Here is a 12,666-nt window from a genome sequence, read left to right as displayed (position 1 = left end):
TCATGACAATGAGTTTTCAATTGCTTGTTCTGCTGACGGCATGGGGAAGCGCGATTACCGGCGGCATTTTTTATGCGTTCTCAAGTTTCGTGATGGCCGCGCTGGCACGCATTCCGGCCAATGCGGGCATAACGGCGATGCAGTCGATCAATATCACCGTCATTAATGGCACGTTCTTTGCCGTCTTCTTCGGCACTGCATTGTTGTGTCTGGCGATTATCGTACTGGGATTTATGGGCTTCGGAGGCTTGTCGAAATGGGCGATGATCGGCGCTGCCGTCTATCTCGTGGGCACTATTGGCGTCACGATGGCTTTGAATGTGCCGCTGAACAACCAGCTTGCCGCGATGGATGCCAATGCCGCCGCTTCGACGGATGTCTGGCTCGCTTATGTGCGCGATTGGACCATATGGAATCACGTCCGCACCGTCGCGGCGCTGATCGCGGCTCTGATTCTGGGTGCAAGCGCACTGGCGAGGGGCTGAGGAAGGCAGACAAATAAAAAAGGCGGGCCCGAAGACCCGCCTTTTCTCTGCCTTGCGGCAAAACTTATGCTGCGACCAGATTGTCGGCAGACGAACGGCCCGAACGACGGTCCTGTACGATTTCGTACGAAACCTTCTGGCCTTCATCGAGCGTGGCCAGACCAGCGCGCTGAACGGCGGAGATGTGAACGAAAACGTCCGTGCCGCCCTGATCAGGCTGGATGAAGCCGAAGCCCTTGGTCGTGTTGAACCACTTAACTGTTCCCGTAGCCATGGGAAATTCCTTTGTAACATTAGTAGTAGAGTAGTCCGTATGCTTCGCACACGTCCCTGTGAATCGAATTTATGGACAGGAGATCGTCAGGAAGCACGGCGGGCCGCACGGGTCGCAAAGTCACTTGACCGAAAAATCGATGTGCTAACTATATGCGACAAATTTGACCAATACAAGACAGCTAGAATGCTAGCTAGAAACTGATTTTGCTCAGGCTTTCTGCCATGCCGAGTCCGAGCCGGTTTTGCGCGCTCGATCGGTCGAGCCAGAACAGCCGGAACAGGATTGGGGCGCTGCCATCGCATGGCGTCATTTCATAATGATCCCAGGTTTCAGGCGCGGCACGTCTCAATTGCAAATGAAAGCAGTGGCGGCGGTGAAGCTCGGTCTGTCCCCGTTCGGGATAATCATAATCGATAGTTTCGAGATGGATCATGCCGTCGTCGTAGAAAAGCCCTGTTTCTTCGGCGAATTCGCGATAGGCGGCCGCGAGAATATCTTCTCCTGCATCGACCGTGCCGCCCGGCACCTGAAGCGGCGTTTCAGGAAAATCCGGCTCTTCAAAGACCAGAAGGCGACCGCTCCATGTCGCGTAAATGAGCACCTTGTCGATGGGCTGGATTGTGACAGTCATGGAATGCTTCCGGCAGGGTTTGTGTTCAGGCCATAATTGCAACGAATGATTTGCGGTAAAACCCGCATATTGTTGTGGGTCATTGCGCTGGCCCACGCGAAAAGCGTGTGATCTCCTATCTTTGACTTCCACGTGACGTACATAATGAGCATGTTACAAATATATCTGCAAAATTGAGCGGGCGGATGGGCAGCGAGGCAGGACATGACGTCTGAACCAGACAAGGACAAGACGAAGCAGAGCGCGCCTAAAAAAGAGCGCCGCCGCAGAAAGCCCAGACGCAGCGTCACCGAGCGCCTGCGCAAAAGTTCGGCAAAGCTGATCGGGGGGCCCCCCTCACGCGACGGAACCGATCTTTTCTCGCAGATGTCGATGATGGTCGGGGCCTTTATGACTTCGCCGGTGCGCAACACGCTGATTATGCTTGGAACCGGCATTTTCGTTCTCGTCGTGCTGATCGCCGTCGGGCAGGTCGCCATCAATCGCTGGAACGAACCTTTCTACGATGCGCTCTCCCGCCGCGATTTGCAGGCTTTCTTCCATCAACTGATGGTCTTCTTCGGCATTGCGGGCAGCCTGCTCGTGCTCAACGTATCGCAAACCTGGCTCAACCAGATGTTTGCGCTCAAGATGCGCGAGGGGCTGGCACGTGATCTGGTGGGGCAATGGCTGGTGCCGGGGAGGGCGTTTCGTCTCGCCAATGCAGGCGAGATCGGCATCAATCCCGATCAGCGTCTGCATGAAGATGCACGTCACCTTGCGGAAACATCGTGCAATCTAGGGATCAATCTCCTCCAGTCGACCGTCATTCTCGTGAGTTTCGTCGGCGTCCTGTGGTCGCTGTCGAGCGGCTTCGTGTTTCATGTCGCGGGCTACAGTTTCTCGATCCCCGGTTACATGGTCTGGGCTGTCATCATCTATGCGGCATCCGCATCGTGGCTGACATGGATCGTCGGGCGCAGCCTGGTCAATATCAACGCCAATCGCTATGCGCGCGAAGCTGATTTCCGCGCGTCGCTGATGCGGGTCAACGAGCACGTGGACGCCATCACCCTGTCGCGCGGCGAAGGGGACGAAAGACGCCGCCTCGATCTGGATATCGATGCGGTTATGGCTGCAATCCGCAAGATCGTCTTTGCGACCACGCGATTGACCTGGGTGACCGCCGGCTACGGCTGGCTCACCATCGTGGCGCCTATCCTCGTTGCGGCGCCGGTCTATTTCTCCGGAGGACTGACCTTCGGTGGGCTGATGATGGCCGTTGGTGCGTTTACGCAGGTGCATAATTCACTGCGCTGGTTTGTCGATAATTTCGGAGCGATTGCGGACTGGCGGGCGACGCTGCTGCGTGTTGCGAGCTTCCGTCAGGCGGTGCTGCGCATGGACGAACTTGGCCATCTGGACCGACAGATCGATCTCGCGACGAATGACAATGACAGGCTGACGCTGGATGATGTTTCCATCGCCGCGCCCGATCTGTGCCTGAAGCTTTCCCGCAAGGCCTTTTCGGTAAAGCCCGGCGAACGGGTGCTGGTCACGGGTGGAACCGAGACGCAGAGAACGCTGTTGTTCCGCGCATTGGGAGGGCTTTGGCCATGGGGCGAGGGGCGGATCGGTATGCCCGTCGGCGATGGTGTCGCCTTCATGCCGCGCGCACCTTATTTTCCGCCCGGCAACCTCAAGGGTGTGATTGTCTATCCGCTTGATATCAAAAAGTTTTCGGAAGAAGACTTGGAGAATGTGCTGCGGCGGGCCGGGCTTGAACGGCTTTCCACGAGTCTTGATCGCGTTGCGCGCTGGGATCGTGTTCTGACCGACGATGAGCGCCAATCAATCGCTTTCGCTCGCCTGATCTTGCAGAAGCCGCAATGGATTGTGATCGACGGCGCGCTCGATGGTCTCGATGCCGAAGCTTACGACCGGATTCGCGATATGCTGAACACCGAGTTGAAGGATGCAGCCGTCATTCATCTTGGCAAGCCGCATCTGCACGATGGCCTTTTCACCCAGCAGGTCAGTCTGGAAGGGGATCCTTCAGGTAAGCCGTTGGAGATACCAGCCCTTAAAACAGCATAAAAAAACCGCCGGTCACCCGGCGGCTTTCTTGTTTCGGGATGTCTTTAGGCTATCAGCGGAAATAATCCTGCAGCGGACGAACTTCCAGCGATCCGGCCTTGAGCGCGGCGATAGCTTCGGCGGCTGCTTCGGCTCCGGCCATGGTCGTGTAGTAAGGCAGCTTCTGCATCAGCGTTGCACGGCGGATCGACTTGGAGTCGGATACAGCACTTGCGCTATCCGTCGTGTTGAAGACGAGATGGATCTGGCGATTACGGATCGCATCTTCCACGTGCGGTCGGCCTTCGATGACCTTGTTGACCTTGGTCGATTCGACGCCGTTGGCTTCGAGGAACTTCTGCGTTCCGCCGGTTGCCATGACCTTGAAGCCGATGCTTGCAAGCTTGCGGACCGCGCCGAGCACGCGTTCCTTGTCTTCGTCGCGAACAGATACGAAGACCGTGCCTTCACGCGGCAGTTCCACGCCTGCACCAAGCTGTGCCTTTGCGAAGGCCAAAGCATAGTCGTAGTCGAGGCCCATGACTTCGCCGGTCGAGCGCATTTCCGGTCCGAGCAGCGTATCGACGCCGGGGAAACGGGCAAACGGGAATACCGCTTCCTTGACTGCAATATGCGGGCGTGAAGGCGTCTTCGGCTTGCCGCCGTAGGCGCCGAGTGCAGCTTCCAGGCTTTCACCGGCCATGACGCGGGCTGCAACCTTGGCGATCGGGGTGCCGACCGTCTTGGCGACGAACGGAACCGTACGCGATGCACGCGGATTGACCTCGAGAATGAAGATTTCGCCGTCCTTGATGGCGAACTGCACATTCATCAGGCCGCCGACATGAAGCGCCTTGGCCAGCGCTGCCGTCTGGCGTTCCAGTTCGGCAACGATTTCTGGCGAAAGCGTATGTACCGGCAGCGAGCAGGCCGAGTCACCGGAGTGAATGCCAGCTTCTTCGATATGCTCCATGATACCGGCGACAAAGCTGTCCTTGCCGTCGCACAGGCAGTCGACGTCCACTTCAATGGCTTCGGTCAGGTAGGTGTCGAACAGAAGCGGGTTCTTGCCGAGCAGCGTGTTGATCTGGCCGGTCTTGTCGTTCGGATATTTGGCCTTGATGTCTTCCGGCACCAGCTCCGGCACGGTGTCGAGCAGATAGTTCTGCAACGAACGCTCGTCATGGATGATCTGCATGGCGCGGCCACCCAGAACATAAGACGGGCGCACGACAAGCGGGAAGCCCAGATCGGCTGCGACGAGGCGTGCCTGCTCCACCGAATAGGCGATACCGTTCTTCGGCTGGTTGAGATCGAGCTTGATCAACAGCTTCTGGAAACGATCGCGATCTTCCGCAAGGTCGATAGCGTCAGGCGACGTGCCGAGGATCGGGATGCCGGCCTTTTCAAGCGCATTGGCGAGCTTGAGCGGGGTCTGGCCGCCAAACTGTACGATGACGCCGTGAAGCGTGCCCTTTTCCTGTTCAACGCGCAGGATTTCCAGCACGTCTTCCGCCGTCAGCGGTTCGAAATAGAGACGATCCGACGTGTCGTAGTCGGTCGAAACCGTTTCCGGGTTGCAGTTGATCATGATGGCTTCATAGTCGGCATCATTGAGCGCGAAAGCCGCATGGCAGCAGCAATAATCGAACTCGATGCCCTGACCGATGCGGTTCGGACCGCCGCCGAGAATGACAACCTTCTTGCGATCCGACACTTCGGCTTCCGAGCGCGGCTGGCCGACGAATGGCGTTTCATAGGTCGAGTACATATAAGCAGTCGGCGAAGCAAATTCCGCAGCGCAGGTGTCGATGCGCTTGTAGACCGGATGCACATCGAGTTCGCCGCGCAGCTTGGCCACGTCTTCCGCGTCCTTGCTCGTCAGGCTTGCAAGGCGCGCATCGGAGAAGCCCATGGACTTCAACATGCGCAGGTTTTCAGCGTCCTGCGGCAGGCCGTGTTCGCGGATGCGCTCTTCGGTCTTCACGATGGCTTCGATCTGCTCGAGGAACCACGGATCGATCTTCGAAGCGTCGTGCACCTGCTCGGTGGTCAGGCCGAGACGCATTGCCTGCGCGACCATGCGCAGACGATCCGGCGTCGGCGTGCCGATGGCAGCGCGGATCGCGTTCTTTTCGTCGCCTTCCTCGATGTTCGGAATGGCGATTTCATCAAGGCCCGTCAGGCCGGTTTCGAGGCCGCGCAGCGCCTTTTGCAAGCTTTCCTGGAAGGTGCGGCCAATGGCCATGACTTCACCGACCGACTTCATGGCAGTGGTCAGGATCGGCGAGGAGCCGGGGAATTTCTCGAAGGCGAAACGCGGGATCTTGGTGACGACATAGTCGATCGAGGGTTCGAACGAGGCTGGCGTCGCGCCGCCGGTAATGTCGTTATCCAGCTCGTCGAGCGTGTAGCCGACGGCAAGCTTGGCTGCGACCTTGGCAATCGGGAAGCCGGTGGCCTTGGAAGCCAGAGCCGAGGAACGCGACACGCGCGGGTTCATTTCGATGACGATCATGCGGCCATTGGCCGGGTTGATCGCGAACTGCACGTTGGAGCCACCGGTTTCGACGCCGATCTCGCGCAGCACCGCAATCGAGGCGTTACGCATGATCTGGTATTCTTTGTCGGTCAGCGTCAGCGCCGGTGCAACGGTGATCGAGTCGCCGGTATGCACGCCCATCGGATCGAGGTTTTCAATCGAGCAGATGATGATGCAGTTGTCCGCCTTGTCGCGGACGACTTCCATTTCATATTCTTTCCAGCCCAGAACCGACTCTTCGATCAGAACTTCAGTCGTCGGCGATGCATCCAGACCGCGCTCGATGATTTCAAAGAATTCCTGGCGGTTATAGGCAATGCCGCCGCCCGTACCGCCGAGCGTGAAGCTTGGGCGGATAATGGCAGGCAGGCCAACCACGTCGAGCGCCTGCGCAGCCTTTGCAAGCGCATGCGTCATGTAACGCTGCTTGCGTTCGACTTCGCCGAGCTGCCATTCGGTTTCAAGCTTGTCGAGAGCCTTGTCCAGCTCGTCACCCGAGAACTGAGCCTTGACTTCGGCGCGCTTTGCTTCGTGACGCTTGCGGTCTTCGTCCTTGATTTCGGTGGCGTTGGCGAGCCTGGATTCCGGCGTATCGAGGCCAATCTTTTCCATGGCTTCGCGGAAAAGCGCGCGATCTTCCGCCTTGTCGATGGCTTCCGCATTGGCGCCGATCATCTCGACATTGTAGCGCTCCAGCACGCCCATGCGGCGCAGCGACAATGCGGTGTTCAGCGCGGTCTGGCCGCCCATGGTCGGCAGCAGTGCGTCCGGGCGTTCCTTGGCGATGATCTTGGCCACCACTTCAGGCGTGATCGGTTCGATATAGGTTGCATCCGCCAGATCAGGATCGGTCATGATCGTGGCCGGGTTGGAGTTGACGAGGATGATCCGGTAGCCTTCCTCTTTCAACGCCTTGCAGGCCTGCGTGCCCGAATAGTCGAATTCACAAGCCTGGCCGATGACAATGGGGCCCGCGCCGATAATCAGGATCGATTTGATATCTGTACGTTTCGGCATGGGCGCTCGTCCTATCTTCTTCGCGCGCATGATCTTGTCCGAAAACCGGTTCCCATTTTTCGGGATCATGCTCTTGTTTTACGCATGTCTTTGTCTCGAAACCACTTCCCACTTTCGAGAGACATGCTGCTTAGCCTGCCAGAAAAGCCCGCACGGTTTTCCGGCGGGTTGGCAGCGTATGAATTCTGTGGGCTAAGCGGGCCTTATAGGCAATCGATTCCGAAAGCGGAACCCCACAAATCGTTTTATTTCAAAGAAAGTGCAGGCATTCACGAAAATTCTTGCCCGCCTCATGCTTTCTCTATGGATGTTATAACCGAACCAAAGCGTTCGCAGGTCGCTCAGGCTTCTGCCTGAGCGACCTTCAGAGACGGCTTTTTGCGCTTTGTGAGCATATGGCCGAGCCTGTTCGACGGTAGTTCGATCAGGCGGTAGGAAATCTTTGCTGCGATGATCGCGCCAATCACGATGGCAGCCATGCCGGCGATTTCAAGCATGGGACCGAGGTTCAGCTTGCGCATCACCGCCCAGCCGAAACCGACCACGAACATATGGGTCAGGTAGAGCGAATAGGAAGTTGCGCCGAGATCGACAAAGAAATTGTCTCGCAGGTCGCCGAGCCAGCGTTCGATGCCCAATGCACCGGCAACCAGCAATACAGCCGCGCTGCACATGACCAGATAGGTGGAGAAGTTGTTGAACGCGACCAGTGGGGTGGAGAAGGTGCCGTAGAGCGCTGCCATGGCAAGGATACCAATTCCGGCCAGTGCGACCGGGGGCATTCTTTCCCACAGGCGATGCTTTTCCGCTTCTGCCAGCCACATGCCAAACATGAATGTCAGCAGGTTCTTGTGCAGATAGAAGGCTGCAATACTCGCTGATGGTTCAACGAAGAAGCTTCCGATGACGCATGCGCCGAAGATGCCGGTCAGCAAGATCGTGCGCTGCAAGGCATTTTTGCACCACCAGAACAGGGCGAATACAAGATAGAAGAACAATTCGTAGTTCAGCGACCAGCCGAGTTTGAAGAGCGGGCGCCAATCGCTTGGATCGCCCGGTGTGGCGGCGGGTATGAAGAACAGCGATTTGATGAAATAGCCTACATCCGGAACCGTCGTCTTGAATAGCGAAGGCAGATAGAGCGCGCAGAAGAAAACCGTGATCGTGCAGAGCCAGTAAAGCGGCACGATGCGGAAAACGCGGCGTAGCAGAAAGTCACCGGGCCTGAACGGACCGTCGGCATTGACATAAGCAATGATGAAGCCGCTGATGACGAAGAACAGTTGAACACCGAAAACGCCTAGCATCGTGATGGCATTGTTTGTTTCTGCACGTGGATGCTCGATCGTATGGGCGATCAGGACGGCTGTTGCCGCAAGACCGCGCAAAATCTGGATCGAATAAAGCTGCTTTCGGTTCTGCATCGCCCATGCCCCCCATTGACGGTACACGCTGTAACGGATGCCGAGCATTTCTGCAATTGCTAGCGTATAGATTGTGGGGGCCTGGCAGGCGCCGAAAGCACTTATGCTTTCTCGGTGGGTTTTATGACTGAACCAAAGCGTTCGCGGGCCGATTTCTGGCTCGCGCGGCTGATCGGCAGCAGGTCGCCGTCATTCGTCAGCAGGCTGAAACCGCCATTGGCTTTGCGCAATCCCGCGACATATCGGTCGGCGATCCAGTGCGAGCGATGTATCTGAAGCCCACTCGTCGCGCCAACCTCTTTCACAGCATCTGAAAAGCGTAGAAGAACGAGTTCCTGCCCCCGGCTGGTGACCACCCGTGTGTAGTGATCCTCGGCGGAGAGGCGCAGGATCGCACCCCGATTATCCGGTTTCAGCCGGGTCAGCAATGGAGGTGACGACTCAGAAACATTTCTCGGCACAGCTTCCAGATCACGGCGCAGCGTCATATAGGCCAGAATGCAGAACAGGGCGCTGAGCGGCAGCGCAATGACGGCATTGGCAAGGATGGCTGCAGTCGTCGGCGCTCTGCCGGAAAATCCCCAGTCGATGACCGCAACCCAAAGCCCGATCGGCAGCGCGGCCACGACTGCTCCGGTCATCATGCGGGCAAAGGCGTGTCTTGCGACAGGTTCAAGGAAAGCATCAGCCAGCACGGAAAAGATAATTGCCGTAGCCCACCCGGCAAACTGCACCGAGAGCCAGTAAAAGAAGCGAACTGCCACCGGCATGGACAGGTCCGTTCCGAAGGGGCCGGTAATGGTGAAGACCAGGACGACGATGATGAAGGTGCCCCACAGGCGTGGCGCACGAAGAATGGTCGACAATTCACGAAGCGCGAATTGCAACAGGCCGCCGGTCACGAAGTTTTCCTGCATTTGACGCCGTTTCGATTGAGACGAGCGCAGTCTTGTTGAAAGCGATAGGAAATTCAACAGGAACCCTGCGATGAACTTCGAACCGCTTCTTCATGCGCCGCTTGCCGTTCAAATTCATGTTGCAACTGTCTTGCCAGCTGCGATCATCGGTCTTGTCATCTTCATGCGTCGCAAAGGTACCAGATTGCACAAAGTGCTCGGACGGCTTTGGGTGATGCTGATGATCGTGACCGCAATTTCCAGCTTCTTCATTCATCAGATCAACCTCGTCGGCGGGTTCAGTCCCATACACATCCTTTCGTTACTGGTGCTGTTGGGGTGCGCGCGCGCTGTCGCGGCGGCCCGGAGGGGGCAGATCGAGGTGCATCGCCGAATCATCAAAAGCGTTTATCTGGGCGGTATCCTCGGGGCAGGGTTCTTCGCCTTCATGCCTGGGCGCATCATGAATGAAGTCGCCTTTCCCTATGGCTTGAAGTCGCCATTTCTCGTGGCATGTCTTCTGATGGCGCTTGTTGCAGCAAGTTTTGCCTATCGAAACAGAAAGAGTTTTCTTGTGCCCAAACTATTGCGAAAGAGTCTTCGTTTGTGATTGACGCTGCCATTTACTTTTTATGTTGCCGTGCCAACTCTTTATGCGACAATTGCAGGTATAGTTTGGTGCTGCTTCGTTGAGAGCGGCACGGTGCAGGGGAGTTGGTCAATGCGCTGGCAAGGCCGTAGGCAAAGTGACAATGTGGAAGATCAGCGCGGGACGCAGGACGGTGGCATAGGTGGCGGCTTCGGTCGCGGCGGCGGCCTCGGCGGTCCCGGTTTTCGAATCGTTCGCGGCGGCGGCATTTCCGGCATTTTGATTCTGGTGGTTATGTTCTTCGTTCTGCGCGCGGTCGGCATCGATCCGCTGCCGATCCTGTTCGGTGATGGCAGCATGGGGCCGAGCGTAACCCAGCAGGCCGGACAATCCGGACGAACGGCTGCCGAGGGTGGCAATGTTGCCAATGACGAGACAACGCAGTTCGCCCGTACGGTGCTGGCTGAGACGGAAGACGTCTGGAGCGGCATTTTCAAGTCGCGTGGCCAGACCTATACGCCGCCCACGATGGTGCTGTTTTCCGGGCAGGTGCGTTCAGCCTGCGGCTTTGCTTCTGCTGCGTCCGGGCCGTTTTATTGCCCCGGCGATCGCAAGCTCTACATCGATCTGAGTTTCTATAAGGAACTGGCAAACCGCTTCGGCGCTTCCGGCGATTTCGCGCAGGCCTATGTCCTGGCGCATGAGGTCGGGCACCATGTCCAGAACCTGCTCGGCATTCTGCCGAAATTCAACCAGATGCGCCAGCAGATGAGCGAAGCGCAAGCCAACCAGATGTCGGTTCGCGTCGAGCTTCAGGCCGATTGCTTTGCCGGTGTTTGGGGTTACTACACGGAGCAGAAGGGTATTCTGGAGGCAGGCGACCTTGAAGAAGCTCTGAATGCGGCACACCAGATCGGTGATGATACGCTGCAGCGCCGTAGTCAGGGTTACGTTGTGCCGGAAAGCTTCAACCACGGCACTTCCGCCCAGCGCGCCAAGTGGTTCCAGCGCGGTTTCGATAGCGGCAAGCTGGAATCATGCGATACATTCAGCGGTGATGTTTAACACTACAGTCGCATTCTTCGTGATGCCGGGCTGCAAAGAGCGCTTTGTCTGCGTTCCGGTGCTCACGTACCTTCAAGTACGCTCCGCTCCGGTACTCGAAAATCACTCTTTTCGCCACGGCCTGACGAATTTGCAACTGTAGTGTGGAGATCACTTTGAAACTGTAGAAAAAGGCGGTTTCGACCGCCTTTTTCTTTATGCAGGAACAACGCCCGTTCTTTTTGTCGAAAGCCTGCAATATTCGCCTTGTCGTGAAATAATTTTCCAGATAAATGCTTTCGCACCGGCGCGGCCTTTTTCCGATTTGCAAGCGTGACGCTCAGTTTTGAGCGGCGATGGCGCGCGAGTTCTTCAATCAACACAATTTATGAATGTTCCACCTCGTTTGTCGTGGAGCATGTTTCAGGTGTCCCATGCATGATCCCCAGTTTGTACGGCGGGGCTTGTTACTCGTCTTTATGACACTGTTCCTCGACATTATCGGCATTGCGATCATCATGCCGGTTCTGCCGACTTTTCTTGAAGAGTTAACCGGCGCGGATATCAGCACCGCAGCCGTCGATGGTGGCTGGCTTTTGCTGGTCTATGCCGGGATGCAGTTCCTGTTCGCGCCGATGATCGGCAATCTGAGCGACCGTTTCGGGCGCCGCCCGGTGCTGCTCGCCTCGATCTTCACCTTTGCGCTCGACAATTTGATCTGCGCGCTCGCAGTCTCCTACTGGATGCTGTTTGTCGGTCGTGTTCTGGCTGGTATCAGCGGAGCGAGCTTCGCGACGGCATCCGCCTATATCGCCGATGTCAGCGATGACAGCAATCGTGCGCGCAATTTCGGCCTGATCGGCATTGCCTTCGGGGTCGGTTTCGCACTCGGCCCGGTTCTGGGCGGTTTGTTGGGTGAATTCGGTCCGCGCGTTCCGTTCTACGGAGCGGCGTTCCTGTCTTTCATCAACTTCATCCTCGCCTATTTCCTGCTGCCGGAGACGTTGAAGCGCGAAAACCGGCGTTCTTTCCAGATCGCCCGCGCCAATCCGCTGGGCGCGCTCAAGCAGATGCGAAGCTATCCCGGCATCGGCTGGGTGGTGCTGGTTTTCTTCCTGTTCTGGCTGGCCCACGCAGTCTATCCGTCCGTCTGGGCCTTCGTCGGTGCTTATCGCTATAACTGGAGCGAAGCCCAGATTGGTCTCTCGTTGGGGCTCTTCGGCATCGGCGCGGCATTCGTGATGGCACTGGTTCTGCCAAGGGTTTTGCCAGTGCTTGGTGAACGGCGCACGGCGATTACAGGAGTATTGTTTTCCTGTCTTGGCATGATCGGATATGCCATCGCATGGGAAGGCTGGATGGTTTATGCCGTCATCTTCCTGACGGCGCTGGAAGGTTTGGCCGATCCGCCGCTGCGCAGTATTGCGGCAGGCAAGGTTCCGCCTTCAGCGCAGGGCGAATTGCAAGGGGCGCTGACAAGCGTGTCGAGCATTACGACCATCATCGGTCCGCTCATCTTCACGCAGCTCTTCGCCGGGTTCACCGGCATGAATGCGCCGTTCGTCTTTGCGGGCATGCCTTATGCCGTCGGTGCCGGGCTGGTCTTTCTGGCACTGGTCATCGTGGTGGCGCGGGTGCGCCCAACGCCATCGGCCAAGCCATCAGAGGCTTGATCGAAACTAGAAAGCGAAAAGGCCGGAGTGAAA

The 12,666-nt window shown here is 57.3% G+C and carries 11 protein-coding genes; 5 read left to right on the top strand and 6 right to left on the bottom strand.

The features are described from left to right. The first annotated feature begins 2 nt into the window (after positions 1–2). Positions 3–485, top strand: coding sequence for an anthrone oxygenase family protein (locus F9K94_RS04875; protein ID WP_151643950.1), 483 nt, complete (start codon positions 3–5; stop codon positions 483–485). Positions 486–549: 64 nt separating this feature from the next. Here the strand turns inward: F9K94_RS04875 and F9K94_RS04870 are convergent, their stop codons facing one another. Beyond that, positions 550–759 carry a cold-shock protein gene (locus tag F9K94_RS04870; protein WP_006471898.1) on the bottom strand — a complete coding sequence of 70 codons (210 nt, stop codon included), beginning with the start codon at positions 757–759 and terminating at the stop codon, positions 550–552. A 193-nt stretch (positions 760–952) separates the two neighbouring features. After that, positions 953–1,393 carry an NUDIX hydrolase gene (locus F9K94_RS04865; protein WP_151643948.1) on the bottom strand — a complete coding sequence of 147 codons (441 nt, stop codon included), beginning with the start codon at positions 1,391–1,393 and terminating at the stop codon, positions 953–955. A 204-nt stretch (positions 1,394–1,597) separates the two neighbouring features. Here F9K94_RS04865 and F9K94_RS04860 point away from each other — a divergent pair, with 204 nt between their 5' ends. Continuing rightward, positions 1,598–3,469 carry an ABC transporter ATP-binding protein/permease gene (locus tag F9K94_RS04860; protein WP_151643946.1) on the top strand — a complete coding sequence of 624 codons (1,872 nt, stop codon included), beginning with the start codon at positions 1,598–1,600 and terminating at the stop codon, positions 3,467–3,469. Between the two features lie 52 nt (positions 3,470–3,521). Here F9K94_RS04860 and carB read toward each other — a convergent pair whose 3' ends face one another. The 3 genes from carB to F9K94_RS04845 form a co-directional block, all read right to left on the bottom strand. Continuing rightward, entirely contained in the window at positions 3,522–7,007 is a 3,486-nt protein-coding gene (gene carB, locus F9K94_RS04855) for a carbamoyl-phosphate synthase large subunit (protein ID WP_151643944.1), read from the bottom strand. Between the two features lie 341 nt (positions 7,008–7,348). Then, complete coding sequence (locus F9K94_RS04850) at positions 7,349–8,431, bottom strand: acyltransferase family protein (protein ID WP_061345956.1); 1,083 nt, start codon at positions 8,429–8,431, stop codon at positions 7,349–7,351. 101 nt (positions 8,432–8,532) lie between these two features. Beyond that, positions 8,533–9,333: a LytTR family DNA-binding domain-containing protein gene (locus F9K94_RS04845; RefSeq protein WP_235920562.1), complete on the bottom strand. Its 801-nt coding sequence runs from the start codon at positions 9,331–9,333 to the stop codon at positions 8,533–8,535. Positions 9,334–9,418: 85 nt separating this feature from the next. Between F9K94_RS04845 and F9K94_RS04840 the strand changes: the two genes are divergently transcribed. Together F9K94_RS04840 and ypfJ are read left to right on the top strand one after the other, a co-directional pair. Next, complete coding sequence (locus F9K94_RS04840; protein ID WP_151643940.1) at positions 9,419–9,937, top strand: DUF2306 domain-containing protein; 519 nt, start codon at positions 9,419–9,421, stop codon at positions 9,935–9,937. Positions 9,938–10,048: 111 nt separating this feature from the next. Then, positions 10,049–10,981, top strand: coding sequence for a KPN_02809 family neutral zinc metallopeptidase (gene ypfJ, locus F9K94_RS04835; RefSeq protein WP_151643938.1), 933 nt, complete (start codon positions 10,049–10,051; stop codon positions 10,979–10,981). A 62-nt stretch (positions 10,982–11,043) separates the two neighbouring features. Here the strand turns inward: ypfJ and F9K94_RS04830 are convergent, their stop codons facing one another. Continuing rightward, the gene (locus F9K94_RS04830) at positions 11,044–11,343 is read right to left on the bottom strand and encodes a hypothetical protein (RefSeq protein ID WP_151643936.1); all 300 of its coding nucleotides are present in this window, start codon (positions 11,341–11,343) and stop codon (positions 11,044–11,046) included. 51 nt (positions 11,344–11,394) lie between these two features. Here F9K94_RS04830 and F9K94_RS04825 point away from each other — a divergent pair, with 51 nt between their 5' ends. Further along, positions 11,395–12,633 carry a TCR/Tet family MFS transporter gene (locus F9K94_RS04825; RefSeq protein WP_061345960.1) on the top strand — a complete coding sequence of 413 codons (1,239 nt, stop codon included), beginning with the start codon at positions 11,395–11,397 and terminating at the stop codon, positions 12,631–12,633. The last annotated feature ends 33 nt before the right edge of the window (positions 12,634–12,666 follow it).

Source organism: Brucella tritici, assembly GCF_008932285.1.
Taxonomy (GTDB): domain Bacteria; phylum Pseudomonadota; class Alphaproteobacteria; order Rhizobiales; family Rhizobiaceae; genus Brucella; species Brucella tritici.
Note: the sequence above shows the minus strand (reverse complement) of the source record. Positions and strands in the feature narration are given on the sequence as shown.

Bases quoted from the DNA above. Each gene is read 5' to 3' on its own strand.
- F9K94_RS04825 (WP_061345960.1), top strand. From the start codon at position 11,395: ATGCATGATCCCCAGTTTGTACGGCGGGGCTTGTTACTCGTCTTTATG.
- F9K94_RS04860 (WP_151643946.1), top strand. From the start codon at position 1,598: ATGACGTCTGAACCAGACAAGGACAAGACGAAGCAGAGCGCGCCTAAA.
- F9K94_RS04870 (WP_006471898.1), bottom strand. From the start codon at position 759: ATGGCTACGGGAACAGTTAAGTGGTTCAACACGACCAAGGGCTTCGGC.
- carB (WP_151643944.1), bottom strand. From the start codon at position 7,007: ATGCCGAAACGTACAGATATCAAATCGATCCTGATTATCGGCGCGGGC.
- F9K94_RS04840 (WP_151643940.1), top strand. From the start codon at position 9,419: ATGAACTTCGAACCGCTTCTTCATGCGCCGCTTGCCGTTCAAATTCAT.
- F9K94_RS04865 (WP_151643948.1), bottom strand. From the start codon at position 1,393: ATGACTGTCACAATCCAGCCCATCGACAAGGTGCTCATTTACGCGACA.
- F9K94_RS04850 (WP_061345956.1), bottom strand. From the start codon at position 8,431: ATGCAGAACCGAAAGCAGCTTTATTCGATCCAGATTTTGCGCGGTCTT.
- F9K94_RS04875 (WP_151643950.1), top strand. From the start codon at position 3: ATGACAATGAGTTTTCAATTGCTTGTTCTGCTGACGGCATGGGGAAGC.
- ypfJ (WP_151643938.1), top strand. From the start codon at position 10,049: ATGCGCTGGCAAGGCCGTAGGCAAAGTGACAATGTGGAAGATCAGCGC.